29 protein-coding genes and 1 tRNA gene are annotated in these 25,218 nt (G+C 69.1%); 10 read left to right on the top strand and 20 right to left on the bottom strand.

Annotated features, from left to right (window positions below; genetic code table 11):
• Positions 1-408 precede the first annotated feature (408 nt).
• The 11 genes from EDF64_RS14330 to EDF64_RS14380 form a co-directional block, all read right to left on the bottom strand.
• Positions 409-3,072: a phage tail tape measure protein gene (locus tag EDF64_RS14330; protein ID WP_133520657.1), complete on the bottom strand. Its 2,664-nt coding sequence runs from the start codon at positions 3,070-3,072 to the stop codon at positions 409-411.
• A gap of 253 nt (positions 3,073-3,325) precedes the next feature.
• The gene (locus EDF64_RS14335; protein ID WP_133520658.1) at positions 3,326-3,568 is read right to left on the bottom strand and encodes a hypothetical protein; all 243 of its coding nucleotides are present in this window, start codon (positions 3,566-3,568) and stop codon (positions 3,326-3,328) included.
• Positions 3,569-3,665: 97 nt separating this feature from the next.
• Positions 3,666-4,031: a hypothetical protein gene (locus tag EDF64_RS14340; RefSeq protein ID WP_133520659.1), complete on the bottom strand. Its 366-nt coding sequence runs from the start codon at positions 4,029-4,031 to the stop codon at positions 3,666-3,668.
• A 12-nt stretch (positions 4,032-4,043) separates the two neighbouring features.
• Complete coding sequence (locus EDF64_RS14345) at positions 4,044-4,583, bottom strand: hypothetical protein (protein ID WP_133520660.1); 540 nt, start codon at positions 4,581-4,583, stop codon at positions 4,044-4,046.
• On the bottom strand, positions 4,580-4,984 hold the full coding sequence (locus EDF64_RS14350; RefSeq protein ID WP_133520661.1) for a helix-turn-helix domain-containing protein: 405 nt from the start codon (positions 4,982-4,984) through the stop codon (positions 4,580-4,582). Before EDF64_RS14350 ends, EDF64_RS14345 begins: the two co-directional genes overlap by 4 nt.
• Before the next feature lie 59 nt (positions 4,985-5,043).
• Entirely contained in the window at positions 5,044-5,463 is a 420-nt protein-coding gene (locus tag EDF64_RS14355) for a hypothetical protein (RefSeq protein ID WP_133520662.1), read from the bottom strand.
• Positions 5,464-5,706: 243 nt separating this feature from the next.
• The gene (locus tag EDF64_RS14360) at positions 5,707-6,033 is read right to left on the bottom strand and encodes a helix-turn-helix domain-containing protein (protein ID WP_133520663.1); all 327 of its coding nucleotides are present in this window, start codon (positions 6,031-6,033) and stop codon (positions 5,707-5,709) included.
• Between the two features lie 78 nt (positions 6,034-6,111).
• Positions 6,112-6,414: a hypothetical protein gene (locus tag EDF64_RS14365; RefSeq protein WP_133520664.1), complete on the bottom strand. Its 303-nt coding sequence runs from the start codon at positions 6,412-6,414 to the stop codon at positions 6,112-6,114.
• The gene (locus EDF64_RS14370) at positions 6,414-6,638 is read right to left on the bottom strand and encodes a hypothetical protein (protein ID WP_133520665.1); all 225 of its coding nucleotides are present in this window, start codon (positions 6,636-6,638) and stop codon (positions 6,414-6,416) included. The genes EDF64_RS14365 and EDF64_RS14370 overlap by 1 nt, the downstream gene beginning before the upstream one ends.
• Positions 6,638-7,087, bottom strand: a complete 450-nt coding sequence (locus EDF64_RS14375; RefSeq protein WP_133520666.1) for a hypothetical protein — start codon at positions 7,085-7,087, stop codon at positions 6,638-6,640. The genes EDF64_RS14370 and EDF64_RS14375 overlap by 1 nt, the downstream gene beginning before the upstream one ends.
• Positions 7,087-7,296 (bottom strand): helix-turn-helix transcriptional regulator, encoded by a 210-nt coding sequence (locus EDF64_RS14380; protein WP_243736402.1) that lies wholly within the window; start codon positions 7,294-7,296, stop codon positions 7,087-7,089. Before EDF64_RS14380 ends, EDF64_RS14375 begins: the two co-directional genes overlap by 1 nt.
• Positions 7,297-7,419: 123 nt before the next feature.
• Here EDF64_RS14380 and EDF64_RS18295 point away from each other — a divergent pair, with 123 nt between their 5' ends.
• On the top strand, positions 7,420-8,283 hold the full coding sequence (locus tag EDF64_RS18295) for a hypothetical protein (protein WP_166645750.1): 864 nt from the start codon (positions 7,420-7,422) through the stop codon (positions 8,281-8,283).
• A gap of 34 nt (positions 8,284-8,317) precedes the next feature.
• On the top strand, positions 8,318-9,412 hold the full coding sequence (locus tag EDF64_RS14385) for a site-specific integrase (protein WP_166645751.1): 1,095 nt from the start codon (positions 8,318-8,320) through the stop codon (positions 9,410-9,412).
• A gap of 65 nt (positions 9,413-9,477) precedes the next feature.
• Here EDF64_RS14385 and EDF64_RS14390 read toward each other — a convergent pair.
• Together EDF64_RS14390 and msrB are read right to left on the bottom strand one after the other, a co-directional pair.
• Positions 9,478-9,550 (bottom strand) — tRNA-Thr (locus EDF64_RS14390).
• A gap of 35 nt (positions 9,551-9,585) precedes the next feature.
• Positions 9,586-10,005, bottom strand: coding sequence for a peptide-methionine (R)-S-oxide reductase MsrB (gene msrB, locus EDF64_RS14395; protein WP_133520668.1), 420 nt, complete (start codon positions 10,003-10,005; stop codon positions 9,586-9,588).
• 67 nt (positions 10,006-10,072) lie between these two features.
• Here msrB and EDF64_RS14400 point away from each other — a divergent pair, with 67 nt between their 5' ends.
• From EDF64_RS14400 to groL, 6 genes are all read left to right on the top strand, one after another.
• Positions 10,073-10,561, top strand: a complete 489-nt coding sequence (locus tag EDF64_RS14400; protein WP_133520669.1) for a GNAT family N-acetyltransferase — start codon at positions 10,073-10,075, stop codon at positions 10,559-10,561.
• A complete protein-coding gene (locus tag EDF64_RS14405; RefSeq protein WP_133520670.1) occupies positions 10,561-11,556 on the top strand; it encodes a DUF2332 family protein in 996 nt (331 codons plus the stop codon). Before EDF64_RS14400 ends, EDF64_RS14405 begins: the two co-directional genes overlap by 1 nt.
• Before the next feature lie 96 nt (positions 11,557-11,652).
• Positions 11,653-11,982, top strand: coding sequence for a DUF3263 domain-containing protein (locus EDF64_RS14410; protein WP_243736403.1), 330 nt, complete (start codon positions 11,653-11,655; stop codon positions 11,980-11,982).
• A complete protein-coding gene (locus tag EDF64_RS14415; RefSeq protein ID WP_133520672.1) occupies positions 11,979-12,563 on the top strand; it encodes a LytR C-terminal domain-containing protein in 585 nt (194 codons plus the stop codon). Before EDF64_RS14410 ends, EDF64_RS14415 begins: the two co-directional genes overlap by 4 nt.
• Positions 12,564-12,777: 214 nt before the next feature.
• Positions 12,778-12,981, top strand: a complete 204-nt coding sequence (locus tag EDF64_RS14420) for a cold-shock protein (RefSeq protein WP_022903461.1) — start codon at positions 12,778-12,780, stop codon at positions 12,979-12,981.
• Positions 12,982-13,262: 281 nt separating this feature from the next.
• The gene (groL, locus tag EDF64_RS14425) at positions 13,263-14,885 is read left to right on the top strand and encodes a chaperonin GroEL (RefSeq protein ID WP_133520673.1); all 1,623 of its coding nucleotides are present in this window, start codon (positions 13,263-13,265) and stop codon (positions 14,883-14,885) included.
• A gap of 164 nt (positions 14,886-15,049) precedes the next feature.
• Here the strand turns inward: groL and EDF64_RS14430 are convergent, their stop codons facing one another.
• From EDF64_RS14430 to EDF64_RS14455, 6 genes are all read right to left on the bottom strand, one after another.
• Positions 15,050-15,955: an endonuclease domain-containing protein gene (locus tag EDF64_RS14430; protein ID WP_133520674.1), complete on the bottom strand. Its 906-nt coding sequence runs from the start codon at positions 15,953-15,955 to the stop codon at positions 15,050-15,052.
• A 295-nt stretch (positions 15,956-16,250) separates the two neighbouring features.
• Positions 16,251-17,987: a sensor histidine kinase gene (locus EDF64_RS14435; protein WP_133520675.1), complete on the bottom strand. Its 1,737-nt coding sequence runs from the start codon at positions 17,985-17,987 to the stop codon at positions 16,251-16,253.
• Between the two features lie 61 nt (positions 17,988-18,048).
• Complete coding sequence (locus EDF64_RS14440) at positions 18,049-18,744, bottom strand: response regulator transcription factor (RefSeq protein WP_017888045.1); 696 nt, start codon at positions 18,742-18,744, stop codon at positions 18,049-18,051.
• A 51-nt stretch (positions 18,745-18,795) separates the two neighbouring features.
• A complete protein-coding gene (locus EDF64_RS14445) occupies positions 18,796-20,493 on the bottom strand; it encodes a DNA repair helicase XPB (protein ID WP_133520676.1) in 1,698 nt (565 codons plus the stop codon).
• 58 nt (positions 20,494-20,551) lie between these two features.
• The gene (locus tag EDF64_RS14450; protein ID WP_133520677.1) at positions 20,552-22,342 is read right to left on the bottom strand and encodes a helicase-associated domain-containing protein; all 1,791 of its coding nucleotides are present in this window, start codon (positions 22,340-22,342) and stop codon (positions 20,552-20,554) included.
• A gap of 28 nt (positions 22,343-22,370) precedes the next feature.
• A complete protein-coding gene (locus tag EDF64_RS14455) occupies positions 22,371-22,670 on the bottom strand; it encodes a hypothetical protein (RefSeq protein ID WP_133520678.1) in 300 nt (99 codons plus the stop codon).
• Positions 22,671-22,726: 56 nt separating this feature from the next.
• Between EDF64_RS14455 and EDF64_RS14460 the strand changes: the two genes are divergently transcribed.
• On the top strand, positions 22,727-23,104 hold the full coding sequence (locus EDF64_RS14460) for a cold-shock protein (RefSeq protein WP_133520679.1): 378 nt from the start codon (positions 22,727-22,729) through the stop codon (positions 23,102-23,104).
• Positions 23,104-23,895, top strand: a complete 792-nt coding sequence (locus tag EDF64_RS14465; protein WP_133520680.1) for a DUF3027 domain-containing protein — start codon at positions 23,104-23,106, stop codon at positions 23,893-23,895. Before EDF64_RS14460 ends, EDF64_RS14465 begins: the two co-directional genes overlap by 1 nt.
• Before the next feature lie 113 nt (positions 23,896-24,008).
• Here EDF64_RS14465 and serC read toward each other — a convergent pair whose 3' ends face one another.
• A complete protein-coding gene (gene serC / locus EDF64_RS14470) occupies positions 24,009-25,124 on the bottom strand; it encodes a phosphoserine transaminase (RefSeq protein ID WP_133520681.1) in 1,116 nt (371 codons plus the stop codon).
• Between the last annotated feature and the right edge of the window lie 94 nt (positions 25,125-25,218).

Consider the following 25,218-nt stretch of genomic DNA (forward strand, 5'->3'; position numbering starts at 1 on the left):
CAGAAGTCACCGATGACGAGAGACCGCCACCGGGCTCCCGCAGGGATCGGTGAAGGGTCTTCTATTCGCCCGCGGCCGATCAGTCAGCACGGTCTGGCCAGGGCAGGCCCAGCCACTTTGCGGTACAAGACACATGCACTCGTTGCCCGTCGTCGAGGACGAGCGAATCGGCCCCGTGGGCAGGGACGTGCCGCTCGCAGGCGGGGCAAAGGTTCGGGTGCACCCGATCATGCTGACGTCTGCCTCACGTACGTCGCTCGCCCCAAGTCGGGTGACCCAACGACGGAAGACCCTCACCAGGAGACTGGTGGGGGTCTTCCATCGTTGGGTGTGGTCACACGCCCTTGAAGTACACGGACGCTGTCGTGCCGACAAGTGCGTCGATGCATCAGGAATGATCCCTGACGTTCACCGTCCGCCACTGCGCTTGCTCTCGTACCGGTCGTAGGTCCAGCGGGCCTCTTCCAGGTCCCGCTTCGTGTTGCCCTTGCTCTCGAGGTGCACGTGGAAGCCGCCCGCGCCGGTGCTGCCCGTAGCGACGCCCTGCTGCGCGTAGACGATCTGTGGGGGCGTCGGCACGTAGGTCTCCCGCTGCACGGGCCCTCCACCGGCGTACTGAGCCGGGTTGTACAGTCCCTGGTTGACCGCATGCAGGAACCCCATGCCGTACTTGGAGGCAGCCGACGCCTTCACGACGAACTCACCGTTCGAGAGCTTCGCGTCGATGCTGTCCGAGGTCGACGTCCCCGGCCCGTAGACCGGACCGCCACCCGCGCGAGGCACCTTGAGGCCACCCGTGGTGTACAGGTTCTCCGGGTCGATCTTGTGCACGTTGATCGAGATGTCGATGTTCCGCTGGATCTGGTCCTGCCGGCGCTTGATCTCGTCGAGCGCCAACCCAGCAGTGTTCGTCTCGGCGAGGATCTTGATCTGCTTCGCCGACGGCAGCTGGAACACCTTGTCCGCGAGCTTCTGCACCTCACCGGCGTTGAAACCAGCTGCAGTCGCGGACTCGATGAACTTCTGCCGCTGCGCCGCCAGGGTACCGGCGTACTTCTCCGCCGCCTCCTTCGCACCCATCGTCGACTGGTCCACCGCGTACTGCTTCGACGCAGCCTCCTGCGCCTTCCCGGCGAGATCAGACAGCATCGACGCGTTGCCCGCACCGACCGCAGTGTTCTCGTCGAGCGACGTCGTGTAGCCCTTGGTGTTCTCCCGCTGCTGCTTCACCTGATCCGACAGGCCAGCGAGGGACTCCTGGTAGGAGGCATTCGCGCTGATGGCGTCCTGGTTGACGTCGTTGACCTTGTCGAACTGGGCGATCAGATCCGAGAGCTCGGACGCGAGATCGGAGACCGTCGTCGCTTCCTGCTGGTACTGCTGCGACGCGGTCGCGGCGGTATCGCCCGCCTCACCGTTCGCGGCGCTGGCGTTCTTCCAGTCCCCCTGCGAGTCCACGAGCTCCTGGCGGATCTGGGAAAGCGAGACGCGAGCGTTGTTGAACTTGCCGCTGACGATGTTGTAGCCCTGCAGGGCGGCGATCAGGTTCGACGTGCCGCCGAGCTTGTCGCGCATCTGCTCGAAGGCGTCCCCACCCTCGATGACAGCGTCGGTGAGCTCCTTCTGAGAGACGCCTGCCTTCTTCGCGTCGTCGAACAGACCCTTGTCGGCGAGGTTCTTGACGATCACCGCCCGGGTGCTCTTGGTGAGTGCCCCGGTCTGCTTGTCGAGGGTCTCGGTCAGTTCCTCCGTGTTGGCCTTCGCTTCCGCAGCGATCGACACCCAAGTGGAGACACCGAGCGCGAGGGCACCGAACGCTGCGCCCGCCACCCCTGACAGCGCCGCCGTGGAACGGAACGAGGTCCCCATCGACGCGAGTTGTACTTTCATCGCGCCGATCTTCGGGATGGCCGTGAAGACGGCACCGCCGAACAATGTCACGCCGGCAGCGAGAGCCGTCACGCTGAGCCCGGCGCTCAGCACAGGCTCGGGAAGGTCACCGATCATCTGCACGAGACCGGTCGCGGTCTTGGTGATGTCGCGGAGGCTCGCGTTCGCGCCAGACCCGGTCTTGATCAGCGCGGTGTCGAACGCGCCGCCGAGCTGCTCGACGTCGCCCTTGAGATTGTCGAGCTTGATGCGGGCGGTCTCCGCGGCGTAGCCGTTGTCGTTGACCTTGCCGGTCCACTCCGCGATACCGTCTGCACCCTCGGCGTAGAGGACGTTCGCGGCGCGCACTGCGTCGTTGCCGAAGATCGTCGCGAGGGCAGCGTTCCGCTGCTCATCGGACAGGCCGCCGAGCTTGTCCTGCAGCTGCGCGGCGATGCCGCCGAAGGACAGCATCTTGCCGGACGAGTCGTAGACGTCGATGCCGTACTGCTTCATCGTCCCAGCAGCGTTCTTCGACGGGTTCTGCAGGGCGATGATGGCGGTCTTGAGCGAAGTACCAGCATCAGAGCCGAGGAGGCCCGCGGACGCGAACGCCGCGAGCGCGCCGGTGGTCTCGTTGATGCTGAACCCGGCCTGCGAAGCGACGAGGCCGCCCTGGTTGAGTGCCTGCGACAAGTCCTGCACGGAGCCCTGCGCCTTGCCTGCTCCGGCGGCGAGGAGGTCGGCGACGTGCGGGACTTCGCTGCCCTCGAGCTTGAACTGGGTCATCGCAGTCGCGGCGATCTGGGCCGCGTCGGCGACCTTGAGCTCACCTGCGGAGGCGAGGTCGAGCGCGCCGGCAAGTCCACCGCCCAGGATGTCCTTCGTGCCGACACCGGCCTTCGAGAGCTCCTCGATCGCGTTCGCCGCCTCGGTGGCGGAGAACACGGTCCGCGCGCCGGCGTCGATCGCAGCGTCGCGGAGCTGGTTCATCTCACCGGCGGAGGCATGGGTGGCCGCCTGAACGGACGACATCGCCTGGTCGAACTCGGCGTACTTCGCCACCGCCAGCGCCACAGCAGTCGCCGCGACCGCGCCGAACGCGAACGATGCGCGCCCGAGGCCGTCGAGGGCCTCGCGCTTCTGCCCGAGCTTCTCAGCTTCGGAGCCGAGCTCACGCGTCTTGCGCGCGGCGGCATCCATGCCGGAGAGGTAGCCGGAAACCTCGGCTACGAGGGAAGTCTTGACGGTGCGGTTCGCCAACGGAGGACACGCTTCCTAGCGCTTCCCCCGGGAGTTGCTAGGGGTTGTCCTCCGGCCAGCCAGCGATGCTGTCTGACCCACCCGCGACGTGTTCGGCAGTGGTGTCCGTCACCTTTATTCTACCGGTGACTGGGGACGAAACGAAGGAACCGCGGCCACCCATCAGGGCGGACCGCGGTTCCGATTCGGGACGTCAGATCGTGCTCGGATCGAACACCCCGTCCTCCACTTCTTCCTCGTCGTTGACGTCATCCACGATCGGCGTCCGCAGCTCGGCGTCGATCCGAGACAGCTCCGCGATCAGACGAGCGAGAGCGTGCGACGCTACGGTGCCGCCGTCGATCTCCTCCGCGATGCGACGCCGGAGAGCCTCGAGAACCCCCCGTCTGCTGCCCTCGACCGCTGGTGCGATCTTGACCTTCTGGGCTCTGGGCACGGTGTCCTCCTTTCGTTTTTCTGAGCCGGGGAGAGACGGTGCCTATCCCCTGTGGTACTTCCAGGTGTGGCGTGGGGGGACCCCGGGGTGGGGGTCGTCAGTCGTAGTACAGATCGGGGTCGCGGCCGAAGAGCTCGTTGACGAATCGCTTCGTCTCCCGAGGTGAGTGGCGTGTGTGGATCACAGCCGTCGAGCCTTCGCGAGGGGCGACGTTGCCGAGCCGTGCACCGGGTCCGCCGCCGAGCACGACGAGACGTTCCGCCTGGTGTTGGAGGGTTTCTTCGTCGGTCGCGCTGAGGAAGTCGAGGTACTCGGCCTTGATGCCGTGCTGGCCGGCGATGCGAGCCCGGAGTGTGCTGAGCTCTGCTTCTCGGGCCTGCGCTTCGGAGTCCGCTAGGCGCCCTTGCATCTCCGCGAGTTGAGCCTGTAGTTCGGCAGGGGTCGAAGGTTCCGTGTCCGTCATTGCCGTCCTGCTTTAGGCGATCAGGTAGGACAGCGTGCGCTGGAAGCTGCCGGAGGTGAGCACCTTCTCGAGGCTTTCGATCTCCTCGGCTGCGGCGGCGGAGTCGGGGTGCTCGGCGGCGAACTGCTTGACCGCTTCCGACCATCCGTTCTCGGAGGCCTTGCGGAAGAGCGCGTGGGCCATGGTGCGGTCGTTACTTCGGAGTGCCTGGCCCATCAGCCGAGCGGCCATGTCCTTGTCCGCGACTCGCTCTGCACGGTCCTGGGCGTCGCGGAACGCGATGATGTCGGTTGCGCCGTACCCGATCTTCGCGTCGAGCTTGGTCTGCAGGTTGCGGATCCGGCCCTTGACCAGCCCGATCTCCTTGTCGCGGAGCTGCGCTGCCTCGGCCTTGGCCTGTGCTTTGGCGTCCGCGAGCTCGGCGACCTTGCCGGCGTCGCTGAGGTTGCCGTCGCTCTCGATGTTCTTCCGCTGTCGGCCGTAGTCCTTCTGGATCTCGGCGGCCTCGGCGCGGAGACCGAGCACTTCTGCTTCGAGTTCTGGGGTGATCATGTCTTGTCCGTTCGTTCGGTGTACTGGGCGAGTTGTTCGCGGTCCACACGCCATGCGCGTCCGACGCGTACGGCGTGGAGCCGACGTTCCTGGATTGCTTTGCGGATGCCGCGGTCCGAGAGTCCGAGGGCTTCGGCTGCTTGTCGGGTGCTCATCCAGTCCGCAGTGTGATCGAGTTCCGGGGTCGCGGCCTGTCGCGTTCCGGTAGCGGAACTGCGCCAGGTGAGCGCGACGAGGGTGAGGGCGACGAGCGTGTTGTCGACCTCGGGGTCTTCGCCGCGGTGCCGACGCCGGTAGTCGTCGAGGCCGGCGTGCCGAAGCAGGTAGGCGGCGACTCTTCCCGTGACTACTGCTTCGGGCCCTCGACCGCCGAGGACGAGATGCTCTGGGGGGCGGTGCACGCGTCCTCCTTCGGTGTGTTCGGGTCTGGTGGCTGGTCGTCGGCGGGGTGCCGCGGTTACTAGCTGTCGGTGGCGGCTGCAGCTCGGATGGCCTTGAGGTAGTCCTGCTCGACGACGCGCATCGGTGTGCTGGTGTCGTCGAGCAGGGCCAGCGCCGGCTCGAGGTGCTGGACGGTCAGGTACAGCACGGTTGCGAGGAGGACGTTCGGCCACGCTTCCGGGCCGATGAAGCCCTCGATGTGGTTCTGGTGGCGGGCGAGGATCTCCGCGAGGCCGGTCACCTGCTCGTCGGAGCGTGCGGCGAGCTCGGCGGCGAGGTAGAAGCCGGCGATGCTGACGGTTCCTGTGCCAGCGATCGCGGTGGGGATGTTGTCGGCGTCGGTGTAGAGCTGCGGGTCGAGCAGCTCGTTCCCGAGGCCCTCGATCTTCGTGAACTGCTCCTGCAGCCACTGCGCGATTTCGGGTGGTGTATTCGTCACGAGTGTTCTCCTTCACTGGATGCGGTTGAGGGTGATGCTGAGGGACGCGACCGACGCGAGCCGATGAGCTCGAACCGACCGCCCCGACTTCACTTCCGGTTCTGTTGCGGTTCTCTTGTGGTTCTTCTTTCCATTCGGGTCCCGCTCCGGGACCTACGTACGTCTCGGAACGGGACCACCTCTGTCCCGCTCCGGGACGGGAGGGTCCCGGAGCGGGACTAGGTAGGTCTCGCTCCGGGACCCTCACGCTGCAGGCTCGAGGGCTGGCGCTCGGGACGCTGAGTCGTAGTCGGGCAGGTAGTACCGGTTGCTCGTCTTCCGGCCGCTGGGATCCTCGCGAGCCTCGATCTCGACGAGTCCGAGTTCGTCCTGCAGCGACGCGACGGTACGGATGACGGTCGAGCGGCCCAGGTTGCTTTCCGCCGCCATGAGGTTGTGCGACGGCCATGCGCAGTGCTCTGCGTCGTTGAAGTGGAAGGCGATGATCATGAGTACCGACTTCTGCGTGGGGGAGGTCTCCTGGCCGACAGCCCACTTGATCGCGTTGAAGCTCACGTGGCCTCCGGGCATCTGTCGGTGGTGTGTGTGACCATTGAGTTGTTCCCCTTCGGGCGGGGCCGCGTGGTGTCGGCCCCGCCCTCTCTCATGTCAGGCGGCGTTGAACTGCTCGGCACTGCGGAGGGCGTAGAGGACTGCGGCACGGAGCTCCATGTACTCGGGGTGTGAGGTCTCCGTCGAGGGCTCTGGAGGCCCGTTCACCTGTTCCGGCTGCTCGCCGTGTCGGGTCATCCACACGGACCACGGGTCGTCTTCCGCACGCTTCTCGATCGTCACGGTGGCGATCGCCGTGTGGACGGTACGGAAGCGGTGCGCGTAGTCGGTTGCGGAGTGCCAGAGCCCGTAGTGCACACATCCGCGCTGCCGGCATCGGGCCTGAGTGCTCTTGTCCATCACGCGGCCACCTGCAGAGTCGGCGCGAGCAGCGGAACAGCGAGCGGGGCCGTCCGGATGTCTGTGACCCGGGCGATGAGCGCGTGCGCCAGGCGCAGCGCCTCGGAGGGGGTGAGAACGAGCGAGTAGCCATCGCTGAACTGACTGGGCTGTGCGTCGATGAGGATCTCCGATCGGCCGGTGGCGGTGCTCTCGACCTCGACGAGCTTGGTGACGTCGCCCATCAGTGCGACTCCCCGTTCAGCTCGGCCGCGAGCGCCACGGCGCTGTTGTAGTGGGCGGTGAAGAACGCGACGCGCTCGGGCGTGAGGCGGATGTCGTCGTCGCAGAGGAACCCCGACACGTACCAACGGGACTCGGATTCGGGCACCTCGTCGGACGCGGCGAACTTGGCGACCTCGATGCGCGTGTCTTGGGCGGTCACGACGGAGGCCTTGTGCTGCAGCAGGTCGCCCCAAGTGAGCAGGTGCTGGGTGCCGTAGATGTAGCAGCCGGGCTCATTGCACGGGACGAGGACGACGACGTCGCTGTCGATCTCGTGCCAACGGATGTCGTGGGCGTCTGCTACGGTCAGAATCGTCTTGTTCATAGTGTCTCCTGCGGGGATGTTGTGGGCGGTGCCCTCGAAGCCCTGGCCGGCTTCGGGGGCGATTTTCGTTGCGGACAGCGGCATCAAGACGCCTCGCTCAGCGAATCGAGCCAGCTGAGGACGTCGGCCTTGCGGTATCGGACGGCCTGCCCGATCTTCGTGACGCGCGGCCCCCGTCCTTCGACCTTCCATCGAGCCAGCGTCTGAACCGAGACCTCGATGAACTGGGAGAGCTGCACACGGGTGGACCACTCGGGAAGGTCTTCCACCTGCCGAATCGCCTGCATCGTCATATCAGTCTTTCTTTGACACTAGGGCCGCTGACGGTGTCAACGTTTGAAGCCGTGTCTGGATGTTACGCACAAGAGTCGGTGAGTGTCAACACAACACGGCGGAATCTGCTGTATGGTCTTTCTATGACACCCCCGACTGGACGCGGCGCGCGATCGCAGCAGCCCGAAGACATCGCCGCACGTGAGCGCCTAGCGGCGTGGGCGAAGGCGTACAGCGATGCCGTCGTCGACGGCGTTCTCCACTACCGCGACAAACGGGGCATGAGGAACTCCGACCTCATGGCGCGTCTTGATCAACTCGGCTGGACAGTGACTTCCAACACCCTCGCCGGCATCCTCAGCAAGAAGCGCACGAGTATGCCCGTCACTGACGTGATGCTCTTCGCCGCGGCGCTCAACGTGCCACCCGCGGCGCTGCTGTTCTCGACTCACAGGGGTGAAGAGCTGCGTCTCTACCCGGCGGCCACCCGAACGGTTCCGCCGTACCAGGCCGTCAAGTGGTTCTCCGGGTCCTCAGCGCTTCCGCTCGCCGCGTTCGACGATGACTTCGTCGACCTGGCCGATGACTACTACGAGGTCGGTGACATCGTGGCGCGCACCGAGGAGATCGACGAGGCTGCTCGCGCCTTCCGGGACCTGCACGCTGGTTTGCTCGCCGCCGAGCAGCGCGGGGATGACGTCGCATCGACGCTCGATCAAGCTCAGGCTGCCCTCGAAGCCCTGGCGGAGCGCCGGCGCTACCTCCGTGTCTTTCACCCCGAAGCCGCGCTACCCACCGTTCGGCCGGCACTCGCGTTTGTAGACCAGCCGAAGCGCAACTGGCCCGCGCTGCCCCTCGCGGAGTTCACGACGGACCATGAGCTGCGACTTGCTCTTCGTGACCAGTCGGCTACCCCTCAGCAGCGTGCTGACTCGTCTGGGCAGCTGGACCAGCTCGAGGTGTCGCGCAAGAAGCTGCTCGAAGGGGGGATCAGTGGCGAGGCCTAGGACACCCATCGGCGCGCACGGAGCCATCTCCGTCGTGCAGTTGGATGACGGGCCCTGGCGAGCGCGAACTCGCTTCCGCTTCGAGGACGGCCGGCTACGCCAGGTCGAGCGATTCGACACCAGCGGTCCCAAGGCTCGCCGGAAGCTGCTCGCAGCCCTCACCACGATCAAGGCGACGACGAGCGGGACCATCAATCAGCACACCCCGCTCAACCGGCTGGCCGATCGCTACGTCGAGAACAAGCGGACTGGCGGAGTCGCGCCGACGACGCTGGCTGCCTACGAACGGACGCTGAGCAAGATCGTCCTGCCGGCGCTGGGGGAGTTGGCCGTGCTCGAGGCGACCCCTGAGCGACTGCAGCGCTTCATGGACCAGGTCATCGCAAAGCATGGCCCCGCATCCGCGAAGATGTGTCGCGCCGTCCTCAGCGGAATGCTCGGCCTGGCGGTCCGCAACGACGCTGCACGCACGAACGCGGTACGCGAGCTCGAGCGCGTCTCGCAGCGCCGTGATGGTGCAACTGCGCTCAACGCGGAACAGCTGCAGGCGCTGCTGACGCGGGCGGACCTCGACGAGCGGGTGCAGGCCCTCGACCTCGCCGACCTCCTCCGGTTCATGGCCGGCACCGGCTGTCGCATCGGCGAGGCCTGCGCGATGGTCTGGGAAGACGTCTACCCCGGCGCGGTCCACATCCACTCGACCGTGGTCCGGCTTCGGGGGCAGGGACTACTCCGCCAGGAGCACGGTAAGACGCAGGGATCCGATCGCCGCATTGCCATCCCAGAGCACGTCGATGAGATGCTCAAGCGCCGGGCCGCCGATCGCGGGGTAGGGACCCTCGTCTTCCCGTCCGTCCTCGGCAATCTTCGCGACCCGAATAACACCCAGGCCGACTGGCGTGGCGTTCGCGAGTCCCTCGGGTTCCCCGGCGTCAAGCTTCACGCCTTCCGGAAGACTGTCGCAACGCTCCTTGACGGTGCTGGCCTGTCGGCGCGCGACATCGCGGAGTACCTCGGGCACAAGAACCCGTCCATGACACAGGACAGGTACATGGGGCGCAACACGGGCAGCGCGGCCGCGGCGCGAGCCCTGTCGGCGCTCACGCACGGAACGCAATCTGCGGGGTAACCGCGGGGTAAACGAAGAAGCCCCGATCAGAGGCCGAGGTAAGCGGCCTCTGATCGGGGCTTTCGGGCCGGCAGCGGGACTTGAACCCGCAACCCCCGTATTACAAGTACGGTGCGCTACCAATTGCGCCATGCCGGCTGACCCGCTCATCCTACCGACGAGCGGGCCGGGGCTCACGCGTCGGTCTCGGCAGCGGCCTTCGCCTCGAAGTTCAGTGAGATCGAGTTCATGCAGTAGCGGTCACCGGTGGGGGTGCCGAACCCGTCGGGGAACACGTGCCCGAGGTGCGAACCGCAGCTCGCGCACCGGACCTCGGTGCGCGCCATGCCGAGCGAGTTGTCCTCGATGAGCTGCACCGCCTCCGGGTTCACCGACTCGTAGAACGACGGCCATCCGCAGCCGGAGTCGAACTTCGTGCCGCTCTTGAACAGCTCCGCGTTGCAGGCCGCACACGTGTAGACGCCGGCGCGCTCCTCGTCGAGGAGTTCACCGGTCCAGGGGCGCTCGGTTCCCGCCTGACGGAGGACGGCGTACTGGTCCGGGGAGAGCTCCTCGCGCCACTGGGCGTCGGACTTGTCGACGTTGTATGCCATTGTTTCCTCCTGCTTCCGGCCGGGTTCATCACGGGGCATTCCCGACCACTCCACTAAACTCGCCACGATGTCCGAACATTCCGTGCACCACGCTCGTTGGGACCGTCTGACGACGGACGAACTGTACGGCATCGTGGTCCTGCGGAACCGCGTGTTCGCGCTGGAGCAGCGGGTGACCGCCGAGGACTTCGACGGCCGCGACCGTGCGCCGGACACCGAGCACTGGTGGTTCGGCACGGACCGCGATGCGGTTGGGTACCTGCGTCTGATCCGGCCCGCTCCGGACGAGGACCACCCGGCCGGAGCGTCGCCGCCCGCATGGGTGATCGGACGCGTCGCCACCGATCCGGCGCACCGGGGGCACGGCATCGCCGGCAGCCTCGTCGCCGCGGTGCTCGCGGTGCACGGGCACGAGCCGATCGTCCTGCACGCCCAGGAGTACGTCGCAGGCCTGTACGAGCGGCACGGCTTCGTCCGGTTCGGCGAGCCCTACGACGAAGCGGGCATCCGGCACGTCGGGATGGCGCGCACGGGTCCTGCCCGCGCGGCCGGCTGATGGACACCCGCGAGCGGTACGCCGCGTACGCCGAGCGCATCGCGTCCGTCTCGCCCTCCTACGCCGCCTGGGCGCGGTCGCTCGACGACGACCTGGTCGCGCTCCTCGGCGAGGTGCCGGAACCGAAGCGGCAGCCGGAACTCCTCTTCGCGGTCGCCCGGCGGCTGGGCGCGGACCCCGCGGACCCCGGTGCGCTCCGCGCCGTCGGCCTGGAGGCGCGACCCGCCCTGGTCGCGGCCCTCGCCTCCGCCACGGTGCAGGCCAACGACCCGCGGCGGCTCGGTCCCGTCGTCCCGCTCTTCGCAGCGCTCGCGGCGCGGGTCGGCCGACCGCTCGGCCTCGTCGACGCGGGTGCGGCGGCGGGGCTCTGCTCGATCCCCGACCGCGTGACGCTCGACCACCGCTCCGGGGAGGACGTCGTCCGGGTGCACACCGCGCCGTCCGACCCGTCGCTCCACCTCACCGCCGACGTCACCGGGGTGCCGATCGGGCCGACGACGACGCCGATCCGGATCGCGGCGCGGATCGCCCTCGACCCGAACCCGATCGACCTGGCGGCACCGCACGCGTTCGACCGGCTGGTCGAGGCCGTCCCGCCCGAGGCGACGGACCGGACCGCCCTGATGCGCGAGGCGGCGCGCGCGACGCTCGCCGTGCCTCCAGTCCGGATCACGGGCACGCTGCCCGGTGACCTGGATCGTGCGCTGGACGCCCTGCCGGACGGCACGGAACCCGTGGTCCTCACCACCGGCACCCTCGTCTACGTGCCGGGGGCGGAGCGGCAGCGGTTCGTGGACCGCGTCCGCGACCGCGGCGTGCACTGGATCGCCCTGGAACGCACCGGCATCGTGACCGCCGTCGCCGACACCCTGCCCACCGACGTCGACCCCGGCGACCCCGACGCCTTCGCGACGGCGTCGCTCGACGGTGTCGCGTGTGCCGTGTCGGACCCGTTCGGCGTCCGCGTCCGGTGGCTCCGCGACCCGAACCTGTGACCCGTCTTCGCGACAGTCCAGCGGCGTGCCAGGGTCGTGCTGCGCTCCACCCCTACGATGTGCGAGACCCGTTACCCGACCGTGATCGGAACCGCAGTGACCGCCACCCCCGCCGACGAGCGCAGTGCTGACCAGCTCAGCGAACTCGCCGTGCACGTGCTCGCGTTCGAGCACGAACGGGCACGGCAGGACCGCTCGCGGCACGACCGCACGAAGGAAGCGGAGATCCGGGTCGAGTTCGAGATGTCGCCGGCGCGGTACTACCAGGTGCTGAACCGTGTGATCGACTCGCCCGCGGCGCTCGCGTACGACCCGCAGCTGGTCTCCCGGCTGCAGCGGCTGCGGCACGCGCGCACCAGTGCCCGGGCGGCGCGCAGCTTCGTCGCCCCCGGCGCGGCTCCCGAAGGACGTGAAGAGGAACGATGAGCACGAGACACCCCCGTGACCGGTTCGACGACGTCGCCGTCGGCCCGCGGGTCGGCGCACACCGTGGCGCGCAGCGGCGTGGGCGCGGCTGGATCGCGTTCGCCTGGGCCGCCCTCGCCACCGGGGTGCTCGTCGGCCTCGGGGTGCTCGCCCTCGCCCTGCTGAACGGTAGCTACTCCTTCCCCGGGTCGACCACCTCGCCGTCCGCGTCGTCGTCGGCGTCCGCCACCGCGAAGCCGTCGGCGTCGTCGACCCCCTCCGCTCCCGCGTCGCAGGCGCCGGCCGCCGGCACCCCGGCGGACCAGGGGTCGAGCACGCTCGTCGTCCTGAACGGCACGACCACGACCGGCCTCGCCGCGAAGGGCAGTGCCGCGCTGACCGCCGCCGGGTGGAAGGTCACCTCGACGGGCGACGCCGGCACCACCGGCAGCACCTCGACGATCGTCTACTACCAGCAGGCGTCCCAGGCGGCCGTCGCGCAGGGGATCGCGAAGTCGCTCGGTGTCACCGCGGTGCAGCAGTCGGCGGCGTTCCCGAACGCGGACATCAGTGTCGTGCTCGGCGCGGACTACGCCGGCTGACGCATTCCTGCGGCGGTTCCGTCGACGTTCCGGGGTGGCTCGGGTGCCGGTTCCGGGTGCATTTGTGACGGTCGTGTTTCCGGCACGTTGATTTCTGACGGAATCGACGTGAAAGAACGTCACACCTCTTGCCCTGTCGGCATTGTTCGGTAAGAGTCGTGCCAAGACGGCGACAGCGCCGTCCGCACAGCACCACCGCAGGGAGCAAGAGATCATGGCCAACGGAACCGTGAAGTGGTTCAACGCCGAGAAGGGCTTCGGCTTCATCACCGTCGATGGAGGGGGCCAGGACGTGTTCGTGCACTACTCGGCAATCGACATGTCGGGGTACAAGGTCCTCGAAGAGGGCCAGGCAGTGACGTTCGACGTCGGTACGGGGTCGAAGGGCCCGCAGGCCGAGTCCGTCCGTCCCGCCTGAGCCGACACCGGCAGCACCACCTCGCGAACGCGTCGTCCCGTCAGGGGCGACGCGTTCGTCGTGCGCGTCGTCCCGTCAGGGGCGGCGCGTTCGTCGTGCGCGTCGTCCCGTCAGGGGCGGCGCGTTCGTCGTGCGTCGGGCGAAGTCCTGGGAACTCGACCCGCGCCTCCGTCCTGTGTTGCACTCGCACCCTCCGAGTGCCAGAATCGGCGTTGGCACTCGCTCACGCTGAGTGCCAGCACGACCCCCATGACGACGTCCGGGAGGGACGAAGAACTCACATGGCTAAGATCATTGCTTTCGACGAGGAGGCCCGCCGTGGCCTCGAGCGCGGCCTGAACCAGCTGGCTGACGCCGTGAAGGTGACGCTCGGCCCGCGCGGCCGCAACGTCGTCCTCGAGAAGAAGTGGGGCGCCCCCACGATCACGAACGACGGTGTCTCCATCGCCAAGGAGATCGAGCTCGACGACCCGTACGAGAAGATCGGTGCGGAGCTCGTCAAGGAGGTCGCCAAGAAGACCGACGACGTCGCCGGTGACGGAACGACCACCGCGACCGTCCTCGCCCAGGCGCTCGTCCGTGAAGGTCTGCGCAACGTCGCGGCCGGTGCGGACCCCATCTCCCTGAAGCGCGGCATCGAGAAGGCCGTCGCGGCCGTCTCGGAGCAGCTGCTCGCCAACGCGAAGGAGATCGAGACCAAGGACCAGATCGCCGCGACCGCGTCCATCTCCGCTGCTGACCCGACGATCGGCGCGCTCATCGCCGAGGCGATCGACAAGGTCGGCAAGGAAGGCGTCGTCACCGTCGAGGAGTCCAACACCTTCGGCACCGAGCTCGAGCTCACCGAGGGCATGCGCTTCGACAAGGGCTACCTGTCGCAGTACTTCGTGACCGACCCCGAGCGTCAGGAAGCCGTCTTCGAGGACGCCTACATCCTGATCGTCAACTCGAAGATCTCGAACATCAAGGACCTCCTGCCGGTGGTCGACAAGGTCATCCAGGCCGGCAAGCAGCTCCTCATCATCGCCGAGGACGTCGACGGCGAGGCCCTGGCCACGCTCGTCGTGAACAAGATCCGCGGCATCTTCAAGTCCGTCGCCGTCAAGGCCCCGGGCTTCGGCGACCGCCGCAAGGCCATGCTGCAGGACATCGCGATCCTCACCGGCGGCCAGGTCATCTCGGAAGAGGTCGGCCTCAAGCTCGAGAACGCGACGCTCGACCTGCTCGGTCGTGCCCGCAAGGTCGTCATCACCAAGGACGAGACCACGATCGTCGAGGGTGCCGGCGACGCCGAGCAGATCGCCGGCCGCGTCCGTCAGATCCGCTCCGAGATCGACGCGACCGACTCCGACTACGACCGCGAGAAGCTCCAGGAGCGCCTCGCGAAGCTCGCCGGTGGCGTCGCCGTCATCAAGGCGGGTGCCGCGACCGAGGTCGAGCTCAAGGAGCGCAAGCACCGCATCGAGGACGCCGTCCGCAACGCGAAGGCTGCCGTCGAAGAGGGCATCGTCGCCGGTGGTGGCGTCGCCCTCATCCAGGCCGGTGCCGTCGCACTCGAGGCCCTCGAGCTCGAGGGTGACGAGGCGACCGGTGCGAACATCGTCCGCGTCGCGATCGACGCGCCGCTCAAGCAGATCGCGCTGAACGCCGGTCTCGAGCCGGGTGTCGTCGCTGCGAAGGTCCGCGAGCTCGAGTCGGGTTGGGGCCTCAACGCCGCGACCGGCGAGTACGTCGACCTCATCGCCGCGGGCATCATCGACCCGGCCAAGGTCACGCGCTCGGCGCTGCAGAACGCTGCGTCGATCGCCGGCCTGTTCCTCACGACCGAGGCCGTCGTCGCCGACAAGCCCGAGAAGGCGCAGGCCATGCCGGCCGGCGACCCCACGGGTGGCATGGACTTCTAGTCCGTCGTACCGGAAGGGCCCCGCACGCTGCGCGTGCGGGGCTCTTCCGCGTGCCGGGCCCGGGATCGCACTTCGTGCGCACACGCTCCGGTGAGATCGCACTTCGGCGGCCATCGGCGGGCCGATCACCAGCGGAAGTGCGACTTCGGCGTCGGCCGATGCCGTCAGGACGACCGGCGTCGATGCTCGAACGCGCGACGAAGGTGCTCGAACACCGTCGCTGGTCGAGCAAGGTCGACGGATGTCGCCCGGATCACGACCCAGCCTTCGGAGGTGAAGTCGTTGCCCCTGCTCCGGTCTCGTCGAAATGCGTCCCGGTCGGTTCGGTGGTGATCACCGTCGTACTCGAGAGCGATGCGCAGATCCGGCCATGCCATGTCCGCGCGGCCGATCAACCGACCGTCGGCGGCGTGCACGTCGACGTTGAGGGCGGGCTCGGGAAAGCCGGCATCGACGACCATCAGCCGCAGATTCGTCTCCGTCGGCGACTCCGCGCCGGTCCGGATCCGCTCGACCGCTGATCGAGCGCGCACGACGCCGCGGTCGCCCGCTCTGATCGTCACCGAGAGCTGTTCGAGGGTGGTGAGGCGACCGACGCCCACCATGTGGTCGCCAAGGATCACCAGGTCACGTGTGCTCAGCACCGTCCGGCACTCGTACCAGGCCGCAGCGGGCGTGCTGACCCTGGTGCCGAAGACCGTTGTGGAGCGAGCTCGGTCGGCAGCGACACGGTGGCCGACAACCTGCTGGCGTCGTTCGATCGGCCCCGCTCCGACGGTCGAGACGTGGGCCGTCGAATCGACACGAGTGAGCGCCTGCGGGAGCGGGCAGTTCCAGAGCACCGCGGCCGAGACGTGACTCAGGTGCTGGTCGGAGCGGAGCAGGAGGCCGATGGCGATCAGCCGATGCAGGAGTTCGTCCGCGCCGGCAGGGAGACGGACGCCACGTGCGGGTGTTATGAGGTCGCGGCGGCGGAGCCGGTCCTTCGCGACGCCCGATGCGAGCGCATCCCGGACGAGGAAGGGCGTGTTCGCGAACCTGCTCGGCAGCGGTCGGGGTCGGCGGGCCATGGGGTCCAGCCTGGACACGGTCCGACACGCGCCGCCGAGTGGTGCCTTCGTCGTGGACGAGGTGTCAGCAGGCGCCCCCTGTGGAGGACTCGCGAGATCGCAGTCTGTGTCGGTTGAGCGCAGCTTCGGCCGCGGCGAGATCGCACTTCGGCGGACTCGCGCGGCGGCGATGCGGCACGAAATGCGATCTCGGCGGAAGACGGGCCGGCGCGCGGCGCGGCGGGCCGGCGCGCGGCGCGGCGGGCCGGCGCGCGGCGCGGCGGGCCGGCAGCGGCGGGCCGAGGGAGCTCGCGGGTCAGGCGGCGGGGGGAGCGGGCGGGGTGGGGGCGGCGTAGTCGCGCGGGAGCAGGGGGAGCCAGACGCGGAAGGTGGCGCCGCCGCCCTCGGTGTCGAAGACCTCGACGGAGCCGTTGTGCGCCGCGACGATGCCCGACACGATGGCGAGGCCGAGCCCCGAGCCGCCGGTGTCACGGGCGCGCGAGGTGTCCGCACGCCAGAAGCGCTGGAAGATCTTGTCGCGGAGCTGCGGGGGGATGCCCTCGCCGTGGTCGATCACGTCGAGGTGCGCCATGCCGCGGTCGTCGTCCACGCCGATGCCGATCTCGATCGGGTCGTCGTGCTCGGTGAACCGCATCGCGTTGCCCATGAGGTTCGTGACGATCTGCCGGATCTTGTTCTCCTCTGCCAGGACGATCGGCGGACGCTTCGGCAGCACGACGGTGGGGAGCGGTGTGGTCTCGTCGGTCGGGGCGAGGGCGTCGACGCTCATCGCCCGGGTCCGGCGGGCACGGAGCCGCGCGATGGTCTGCCGCGAGAACGCGATCGGACCGGTGGTGTTCGCCGACGTGGGTGACGTCGGGGGGACCTCGCCGGTCTCCGAGAACGGCGACGTGGACGCCGCCGACCCGAACGCGGACATCGGCGGACGCACGGCCTGTGCCACGCTCTCGCCGGTCACCGAGTCCTCGACGAGCACCTGGATCTCGCGGTCCGGGTTGGACGCCATCGTGTCGAGCGCGGAGTCGCGTGCGATGGCCACGAGGTCCACCGGGCCGAGCTCGAGCGGCTTCGACTCGTCGATGCGGGCGAGCTGGAGGAGGTCCTGCACGAGGAGGCCCATGCGCTGGGCTTCCTTCTCGATGCGCTCCATCGCCTGGGCGACGTCCTCTTCCTTGCGGAGCGCACCCATGCGGTACAGCTCGGCGTACCCGCGGAGGGACACGAGCGGCGTCCGGAGCTCGTGCGAGGCATCGCCGACGAACCGGCGCATCTGGTCGATGGTGCGCTGCCGGTCCTCGAACGCGGAGTCGATCCGTTCGAGCATGGAGTTGAGGGAGCGGTTGAGGCGGCCGACCTCGGTGTTCGGGGTGTCCGCTTCGAGGCGCTGGTTGAAGTCGCCGGCCGCGAAGCGCGCAGCGGTGTCCTCGACGTCGCGCAGGGGGTCGAACGTGGCGGTGACGAGGAGCCGGGTGAGCATCGCCCCGAGCAGGATCACCGAGATGCCGAAGCCGAGGAAGATGACGGTGAAGCGCGCGATGGTCTGGTCGGTGTCGGCGCTCGACACGGCGACGAGCACGTACCCGGTCTCGGTGCTGCCGTTCGTCTGGTCCTGCAGCGACGCCGGGATGACCTGCGCGCGCCACTCGTGGTTGTGCTGGCTGTCGTACAGCGAGAACCGCACCCCGCTCTGCGCCGCGGCGGAGAAGTCGAGCTGGCGGATGTCCGGACGGCTGGACGCCTTCGTCTGGCAGATCCGGTCGCTGTCGGAGTTGTACGCCGCGACGTAGGCGCTCTGCGAGAGCACGACCGAGAGCTTGCAGTACTGCTCGCCGTCGCTGATGTTCTGGCCCTCGAGCTGCTCGGTCGTGTTCTTCACGCTGTTGTCGAGCTGCGACATGAGGTAGGTGGACAGCACCGTCATGGTGCCGAGGCCGGCGACGAGCAGGCCGAGCGCGACCAGCAGGACCGTGATCCCGGTGATCTTGGTGCGGAGGGAGATCCCGTCCCACCAGTGGCTCATTCGCGTGTGCATGCTGCCCCAACGATAGACAGCGGCCGCCCGGTGAAACCGGACGGCCGCCGTGAAGCGGTGACTAGGAGGCCTTGGATGCCTTGAGCATGTAGCCGAAGCCGCGCTTGGTCTGGATGATCGGCTCGGCCGAGTACTGGTCGAGCTTGCGACGCAGGTACGAGATGTAGGACTCGACGATGCCGGCGTCGCCGTTGAAGTCGTACTCCCACACGTGGTCGAGGATCTGCGCCTTCGACAGCACGCGGTTCGGGTTGAGCATGAGGTAGCGGAGCAGCTTGAACTCGGTGGGGGAGAGCTCGATCTGCGCGTCGCCGATGGTCACCTCGTGCGTGTCCTGGTCCATCGTGAGCTCGCCGGCGCGGATGATCGCGTCCTCTTCGTCGTTCATGGTGCGACGGAGGATGGCCTTGATGCGGGCGACGATCTCGTCGAGCGAGAACGGCTTCGTGACGTAGTCGTCGCCACCGACGGTGAGGCCGGTGATCTTGTCCTCGGTGTCGTCCTTCGCGGTGAGGAACAGGATCGGCGAGGTGTAGCCCGACGAGCGGAGGCGCTTCGTGACGCCGAACCCGTTCATGTCGGGGAGCATCACGTCGAGGATGATGAGGTCCGGCTCTTCTTCCAGCACGGCGGAGATCGCCTGTGCACCGTTGCCCACCGCACGCACGGCGAAGCCGGCGAAGCGCAACGAGGTCGTCAGGAGGTCGCGGATGTTCGGCTCGTCGTCGACGATCAGGATCTTGGGGCCATCGCTCATGGTCCTATCTTCTGACCGTTCCCTCGGGGTTTCCTGGGAGCGGTGCGTACGTCAGCCCACGGGCGTCTGGATCTGGTCCGCGTCGAGGATCGTGTACGAGTAGCCCTGCTCGGCGAGGAACCGCTGCCGGTTCTGCGCGAAGTCCTGGTCGACGGTGTCCCGCGTCACGAGCGTGTAGAACGACGCCGGCAGGCCGTCCTTGTTCGGGCGGAGGAGACGCCCGAGCCGCTGTGCTTCCTCTTGCCGGGAGCCGAACGAGCCGGACACCTGGATCGCCACGGTCGCGTCTGGCAGGTCGACGGAGAAGTTCGCGACCTTGGAGACGACGAGCACGTCGATCGCGCCCTCGCGGAAGGCCTGGTAGAGCCGCTCGCGCTCGTCGACCGGGGTCGCGCCGGTGATCTCCGCCGCGTCGAGCGACTCGGCGAGGGCGTCGAGCTGGTCGATGTACTGCCCGATGACGAGGATCTGCTCGCCGCGGTGCTTCTCGATGAGCTCGCGGACGACCGGGGTCTTCGCCGGGGACGTCGCCGCGAGCCGGTAGCGCTCGTCGTCGCTCGACGCCGCGTACTCGAGACGGTCCTGGTGCGGCAGGTCGATGCGGACCTCGAAGCACTCGGCGGGGGAGATGTAGCCCTGCGCCTCGATCTCCTTCCACGGGGCGTCGTAGCGCTTCGGGCCGATGAGCGAGAACACGTCGCCTTCGCGCCCGTCCTCGCGCACGAGGGTCGCGGTGAGGCCGAGACGTCGACGGGCCTGCAGGTCGGCGGTGAGCTTGAACACCGGCGCGGGGAGCAGGTGCACCTCGTCGTAGACGATGAGGCCCCAGTCGAGCGCGTCGAGCAGCGACAGGTGCGTGTACTCGCCCTTCCGGCGAGCCGTCAGGATCTGGTAGGTCGCGATCGTGACCGGCCGGATCTCCTTCACGCTGCCGGAGTACTCGCCGATCTCGTCGTCGGTGAGGGTCGTCCGGCGCAGCAGTTCCGACCGCCACTGCCGGGCGGAGACGGTGTTCGTGACCAGGATGAGCGTCGTCGCCTTGACCGTGGCCATCGCCCCGGCGCCGACGAGGGTCTTGCCGGCACCACAGGGCAGCACGACGACCCCGGACCCCTGCGCGAAGAACGTGTCGACGGCCTGTTCCTGGTAGGGCCGGAGACTCCACTCCGACGTGTCGAGGTCGATCGGGTGCGGCTGCCCGGGCGTGTAGCCGGCGAGGTCCTCGGCCGGCCAGCCGAGCTTCACGAGCTCCTGCTTGATCTGCCCGCGGGCCCACGGCAGCAGCTCCACTTCTTCCGGGGAGCGCATGTTGCCGAGCAGCGGCTTGATGCGCTTCGACCGGATGACCTCGGCCAGCACCGACGGCTCCGTCGCGGTCAGGAGCAGCACCGGCTGGAGCTCGAGCTCTTCGGACGGGGAGTTCGCGATCGCGGGCGCGTCCGGGCGTTCCTCGCGCCGGATGACGAGCCGACCGTAGCGGGCCACGGTGTCGCGGATGTCCACCGTGACGCTCTGCGGGACGGGGAACTTCGCGAAGTGCTCGAGCGTGTGGATCATGCTCTCGGCGTCGTGTCCGGCCGCGCGCGCGTTCCAGAGACCGAGCCGCGTGATCCGGTACGTGTGCACGTGTTCCGGGGCGCGTTCGAGCTCAGCGAACACCGCGAGGTCGTGCCGCGCGTCCTCGGCGTCAGGGTGTGCCACCTCGAGCAGCACGGTGCGGTCGCTCTGCACGATCAGCGGTCCGTTCATGACGGATGAGCCTATGCCGCGCGGCTGCGAACCGGCGCGGACCGGCCAGACTGTGGAATCAGGCGTCGCTCTCCACAGCCACGACGAGGGAGAGCGGCAGGGTCCGCTCCACGTCGACGGCCGTGTCGCGCCCGCGGACGCGCCCGGCCGCGACCGACGTCGGGATGATCGAGAACGGCCGTTCCGTGCCGTCCGGCATCCGCACGGTGAGACGGATCGGGGTGCGCCCGCGGACGGCGAGGTCGATCTGCCGCCCGAGCCACTCCTGCTCCGGCTCGGCGTCGCCGCGTTCGGTGGTCACCCGCAGCCGCTCCACGAGTGCGTGCGCCGCCTGCTCCGGGTTGCGTCCGCCGCCGCGTCGACGGCCTGGAGGCGCGGATCCCGTCGCGGGGCGGGCTGCGGCCGTCAGCACGGCCGGGTAGCGCTGGTCCTCCAGCGCCGTGTGGACGACGTGCGGTGGGTAGCGGGTCAGCAGCGTCGTCAGGTCGCTGCGCTCCCACGCCAGCTGCCGGAGCTCGGCGTCGACCCCGATGAGGTCGAGCTGGTCGGCGGTGCCGTGCACCCGGGTCCCCGTGCCGTCCGTGCCGACGTCGACGACGATGCTGCCGTCACGCGAGGAGACCTGGTCGACCAGGTAGGCGAGGGGCTGGGGCAGCCCGGTCGCCGAGAGGCGTTCGAGCAGCGCGACGACCTCGTCGCGGGTGAGCCCGGCGCGGAAGGCGCGTCGGAGCGAGTCCTCGGAGATGCGGTACCGGGCGGCGAGCCCGGGTGCCTCGAGCACGGCGACGCTCCGGAGCGCGTCGTCGTCGACGGGCGCGAGCGGCCCGGGGGCGATCACCGTGAGGTCGTGCTGCAGGTACACGCCGTCCACCGTCGGCGGCAGGTCCGCCGTGGCCGGGGTCGCATCGCCGTCGAGCAGGGCGCGACCGGTGCTCGTCACGAGCCCGTCGACCGTCAGACCGAGGGCGTCGGCCGTCCCGGCGACGTCGAGCAGCACGGCGTCGAGCCACCGTGCCCCCGCGGGGAAGGCCCAGCGGCCGACGCCGACGAGGTCGCGGAGGTCGTCACCCGCGACGGCGAGGACGTCCTGCACGGCGGGGTCGAGCGCGTCCCGCCACGCCGTGACCAGGGACGACCAGCGGTCAGGCCAGCTCGCGACGAGCCAGGCGTCGCCGGCGGTCGTCGTCGTCCACGTGCCGTCCGCCGGGTCCGCGAAGCCGATCCGCTCGAGGAGTGCGAGCCGGTGCGGCACCACCTGCGGATCGGCGCCGGCGCGTTCGCCGAGCGCCTTCGCCAGCGGTGTGCCGATGCCGCCCTTCACGAGTTCGCGCACCGCGCCCTCGGAGACGGCGCGCAGGAGCTCGGCGAGCACGGTCATCGTCGCGAACGCGTGCTCGGCGCCGACCGTCCGTGCGGTCGTGGGGTCGGCCGCCTGCGAGGCGACCGCCTGCGAGACCGGGGCGGCGGGCCGGAGGGGAGCCGTGCCTCCAGACAGGCCCACGAGGTCCGGGTGGGCGGCCAGACGGGCCGTCACCGCATCGTCGACCTGGCCGTCGTCGTCGGCCAGACCGAGTGCGACCGCCGGGGCGAGCGCGTCGGCGTCCACTCCGCCGTCGTCACCGGCGCCGTCGCGTAGTGCCAGGAGCGTGGCGCGCGGCAGGTGCTCGATCGCGGCGTCCACCGCGTCGTCGGTGCGGAGCGCCTCGGCGAGGTCGAAGAAGTCCGAGATGCGCAACGGACCGGTCTCGCCGAACACCGCCGTCGGGAGTCGTCGGGCCAGGACGAGCCGCTCGAGGGCGTCGTCCGGCATCGCCCGGAGCCGGGCGGCGAGGTCTGCGGTGGTCGTCATCGTCCGCCGCGATCGTCCGGCGCGGGCCTCAGCGCGCCGTCCGGTTCGCTCGCGCCCGGCGCGTCCAGGTGATGCCGAGCAACGTGAACACGAGGACCATGCCGATCGGGAAGCCGATGAGCGGGATCGCCATGATGACGGGCCAGGGCATCGAACCCTGGGCGCTCGGGACGGTCAGCCACATGACGATCATGGCTGCCATGCAGAGGAACGCGGCGATGAAGATCCCGCCGACCATGAACGCGAGTGCGCGTTCGGTACGATTGAACGTCACCGGGGAATCCGCGGAGTCCTGCGGGTTCCCGGTCGATCGGGTCGGCTTGGCCATCGACCCAGGATATCCGACGCACCACGGCCGAACCACGACCACGAGGAGACCGACGAATGCCCACCGGCAAGGTCAAGTTCTACGACGACCAGAAGGGGTTCGGGTTCATCACCGGCGACGACGGCGAACCCGTCTTCCTGCACGCGTCCTCGCTGCCCGAGGGCGTCACGTCGGTGAAGGCCGGATCGCGCCTCGAGTACGGCGTGGTCCAGGGCAAGAAGGGGTCGCAGGCGCTGTCCGTGCGGCTCCTCGACCCGCAGCCGTCCCTCGCGAAGATGTCCCGGCGCTCGGCCGACGACATGGCCGTGATCGTCGAGGACCTCGTGAAGGAGCTCGACCGGATCAGCGGCGACTTCCGCCACGGCCGGTACCCGAAGAACGGCACCCGTATCGCCGCGATCCTGCGGCACGTCGCTGACCAGTTGGACGCGTGATGACCGACATCGATCCCTCCTCCGCCTCGGAGCCCACTGCACCGGTTCCCGGTCCCGACCTCACCGCGCTCGCGCGGCAGGCCCTGCTCGAGGTGACCCCGGAATCGACGGTCGGGGCGTCCGCGGGCACCGTCGACGAGGGCGACGGCGTCGTCTCCGTCCTGTTCGCCAACCGCATGCCCGGCTACCCGGGCTGGCGCTGGACCGTCTCGATCGCCCAGGTCGAGGGCGACGAGCCGAGCGTGCTCGAGGTCGAGCTCATGCCGGGCGACGGCTCGCTGGTCGCGCCCGAGTGGGTGCCGTGGTCCGACCGGCTCGCCGAGTACCGGGCCGGGCAGGACGCCGAGCACGCGCACGACGACGACGAGGACGACACCGACGACGAAGACGACTTCGACGGCGACGACGACACCGACGACACCGACGACGACGACACCGACGACGACGACACCGACGACGAGGCCGACGACGACGAGGACGCCGACTACGACGACTCGGACGACGACGAGTCCGACGACGACGAGTCCGACGATGACGACGACTTCGACACCGACGAGGACGACCTCGACGAGTCGGACGACGACGACATCGACGGCGTGGACGTCGACGAACTCGACGCCGACGAGGACGACGCCGACGCGGACGACGACACGGACACCGACGACGCCCCGCAGCCGTCCCGTGGCGCTCGCCGCCGCGCTCGCCGCGTCCGTCCGGTGGACCCGGACGAGGACCTCGAGGTCGACCAGCTCGACGCCGGCGAGACCGACCCGGACCACCACCGGTCCTGACACCGCGAACACACGAGCACACCGCGAACGCACGAACACACCGCGAACGCACGAACGCCGACAGCCCCACGGGATCCCGTGGGGCTGTCGGCGTTCGTGCGCGCGACGCCGGGTCAGCGCAGCGCGGTCACCGTGTAGTCGATCGCGCGGGTGAGCTTGGCGACGTCGTCCGGGTCGATCGCCGTGAAGGTCGCGACGCGGAGCTGGTTGCGGCCGAGCTTCCGGTACGGCTCGGTGTCGACGATGCCGTTCTGGCGGAGGGTCGCGGCGACGGCCTTCGCGTCGATCGAGTCGTCGAGGTCGATCGTGGCGACGACCTGCGACCGGTGCTCCGGCACGCTGACGAACGGCGTCGCGTAGTCGACCGACTCCGCCCAGTCGTACAGCGTCGAGGACGAGGTCTTCGTGCGGGTGTCGGCCCACGCGAGCCCGCCGGACTGGTTGATCCACTGCACCTGGTCGTCGAGCAGGATCAGGGTGGCGAGCGCCGGGGTGTTCAGCGTCTGGTTGAGCCGCGAGTTGTCGACGGCGTTCTTGAGCGACAGGAACTCGGGGATGTACCGACCGCTCGCCGCGATGCGCTCGACGCGCTCGAGGGCGGCGGGGGAGAACAGCGCGAGCCAGAGGCCGCCGTCCGAGGCGAAGTTCTTCTGCGGCGCGAAGTAGTAGACGTCCGTGGCGCTGACGTCGAACGCCGCGCCGCCGGCAGCGCTCGTCGCGTCGACCACGGTGAGGGCGCCGTCGTCACCCGCGGCGCGGACGACGGGCGCCATGACGCCGGTCGAGGTCTCGTTGTGCGGGTAGGCGTAGACGTCGACCCCCTCGACGGGTTCGAGCGACGCGAGCGAGCCGCCGGGGGCCTCGAGCACGTGCGGCGCCTCGAGCCACGGGGCTGCGGCGGCCTTGGCGAACTTGGAGCCGAACTCGCCGAAGGACAGGTTCTCGGCGCGGCGCTCGATGAGCCCGAACGCGGCGGCGTCCCAGAAGGCGGTCGACCCGCCGTTGCCGAGGACGACCTCGTAGCCCTCGGGCAGGTCGAACAGGTCGGCGAGGCCGGCGCGCACGCTGCCGACCAGGTCCTTGACGGGCTTCTGGCGGTGGGAGGTGCCGAGGATCGTCGCCCCGCGGGTCACGAGGGACTCGAGCTGCGCGCCACGGATCTTGGACGGGCCGCAGCCGAATCGTCCGTCGGTCGGGAGGAGGTCGGCGGGGATGACGATGTCTGCCATGCACCGATCCTAACGAGCGGTATCCCAGCGCTCGTGACCGTGCACCGGCCGGACGGGGCGGACGTGCGCCGCGCCTCCAGGCCGTCCCCGACCC

This window comes from Curtobacterium flaccumfaciens (assembly GCF_004361695.1).
Classification (GTDB): domain Bacteria; phylum Actinomycetota; class Actinomycetes; order Actinomycetales; family Microbacteriaceae; genus Curtobacterium; species Curtobacterium flaccumfaciens_B.

What these genes read in the sequence shown, in the direction of transcription:
- EDF64_RS14330 (WP_133520657.1), bottom strand. Translation starts at nt 3,072, where the DNA reads ATGGATGCCGCCGCGCGCAAGACGCGTGAGCTCGGCTCCGAAGCTGAG.
- EDF64_RS14340 (WP_133520659.1), bottom strand. Translation starts at nt 4,031, where the DNA reads ATGACGGACACGGAACCTTCGACCCCTGCCGAACTACAGGCTCAACTC.
- EDF64_RS14345 (WP_133520660.1), bottom strand. Translation starts at nt 4,583, where the DNA reads ATGATCACCCCAGAACTCGAAGCAGAAGTGCTCGGTCTCCGCGCCGAG.
- EDF64_RS14360 (WP_133520663.1), bottom strand. Translation starts at nt 6,033, where the DNA reads ATGCCCGGAGGCCACGTGAGCTTCAACGCGATCAAGTGGGCTGTCGGC.
- EDF64_RS14365 (WP_133520664.1), bottom strand. Translation starts at nt 6,414, where the DNA reads ATGGACAAGAGCACTCAGGCCCGATGCCGGCAGCGCGGATGTGTGCAC.
- EDF64_RS14370 (WP_133520665.1), bottom strand. Translation starts at nt 6,638, where the DNA reads ATGGGCGACGTCACCAAGCTCGTCGAGGTCGAGAGCACCGCCACCGGC.
- EDF64_RS14375 (WP_133520666.1), bottom strand. Translation starts at nt 7,087, where the DNA reads ATGCCGCTGTCCGCAACGAAAATCGCCCCCGAAGCCGGCCAGGGCTTC.
- EDF64_RS14380 (WP_243736402.1), bottom strand. Translation starts at nt 7,296, where the DNA reads ATGACGATGCAGGCGATTCGGCAGGTGGAAGACCTTCCCGAGTGGTCC.
- EDF64_RS18295 (WP_166645750.1), top strand. Translation starts at nt 7,420, where the DNA reads ATGACACCCCCGACTGGACGCGGCGCGCGATCGCAGCAGCCCGAAGAC.
- msrB (WP_133520668.1), bottom strand. Translation starts at nt 10,005, where the DNA reads ATGGCATACAACGTCGACAAGTCCGACGCCCAGTGGCGCGAGGAGCTC.
- EDF64_RS14400 (WP_133520669.1), top strand. Translation starts at nt 10,073, where the DNA reads ATGTCCGAACATTCCGTGCACCACGCTCGTTGGGACCGTCTGACGACG.
- EDF64_RS14405 (WP_133520670.1), top strand. Translation starts at nt 10,561, where the DNA reads ATGGACACCCGCGAGCGGTACGCCGCGTACGCCGAGCGCATCGCGTCC.
- EDF64_RS14415 (WP_133520672.1), top strand. Translation starts at nt 11,979, where the DNA reads ATGAGCACGAGACACCCCCGTGACCGGTTCGACGACGTCGCCGTCGGC.
- EDF64_RS14420 (WP_022903461.1), top strand. Translation starts at nt 12,778, where the DNA reads ATGGCCAACGGAACCGTGAAGTGGTTCAACGCCGAGAAGGGCTTCGGC.
- groL (WP_133520673.1), top strand. Translation starts at nt 13,263, where the DNA reads ATGGCTAAGATCATTGCTTTCGACGAGGAGGCCCGCCGTGGCCTCGAG.
- EDF64_RS14430 (WP_133520674.1), bottom strand. Translation starts at nt 15,955, where the DNA reads ATGGCCCGCCGACCCCGACCGCTGCCGAGCAGGTTCGCGAACACGCCC.
- EDF64_RS14435 (WP_133520675.1), bottom strand. Translation starts at nt 17,987, where the DNA reads ATGCACACGCGAATGAGCCACTGGTGGGACGGGATCTCCCTCCGCACC.
- EDF64_RS14440 (WP_017888045.1), bottom strand. Translation starts at nt 18,744, where the DNA reads ATGAGCGATGGCCCCAAGATCCTGATCGTCGACGACGAGCCGAACATC.
- EDF64_RS14445 (WP_133520676.1), bottom strand. Translation starts at nt 20,493, where the DNA reads ATGAACGGACCGCTGATCGTGCAGAGCGACCGCACCGTGCTGCTCGAG.
- EDF64_RS14450 (WP_133520677.1), bottom strand. Translation starts at nt 22,342, where the DNA reads ATGACGACCACCGCAGACCTCGCCGCCCGGCTCCGGGCGATGCCGGAC.
- EDF64_RS14455 (WP_133520678.1), bottom strand. Translation starts at nt 22,670, where the DNA reads ATGGCCAAGCCGACCCGATCGACCGGGAACCCGCAGGACTCCGCGGAT.
- EDF64_RS14460 (WP_133520679.1), top strand. Translation starts at nt 22,727, where the DNA reads ATGCCCACCGGCAAGGTCAAGTTCTACGACGACCAGAAGGGGTTCGGG.
- EDF64_RS14465 (WP_133520680.1), top strand. Translation starts at nt 23,104, where the DNA reads ATGACCGACATCGATCCCTCCTCCGCCTCGGAGCCCACTGCACCGGTT.
- serC (WP_133520681.1), bottom strand. Translation starts at nt 25,124, where the DNA reads ATGGCAGACATCGTCATCCCCGCCGACCTCCTCCCGACCGACGGACGA.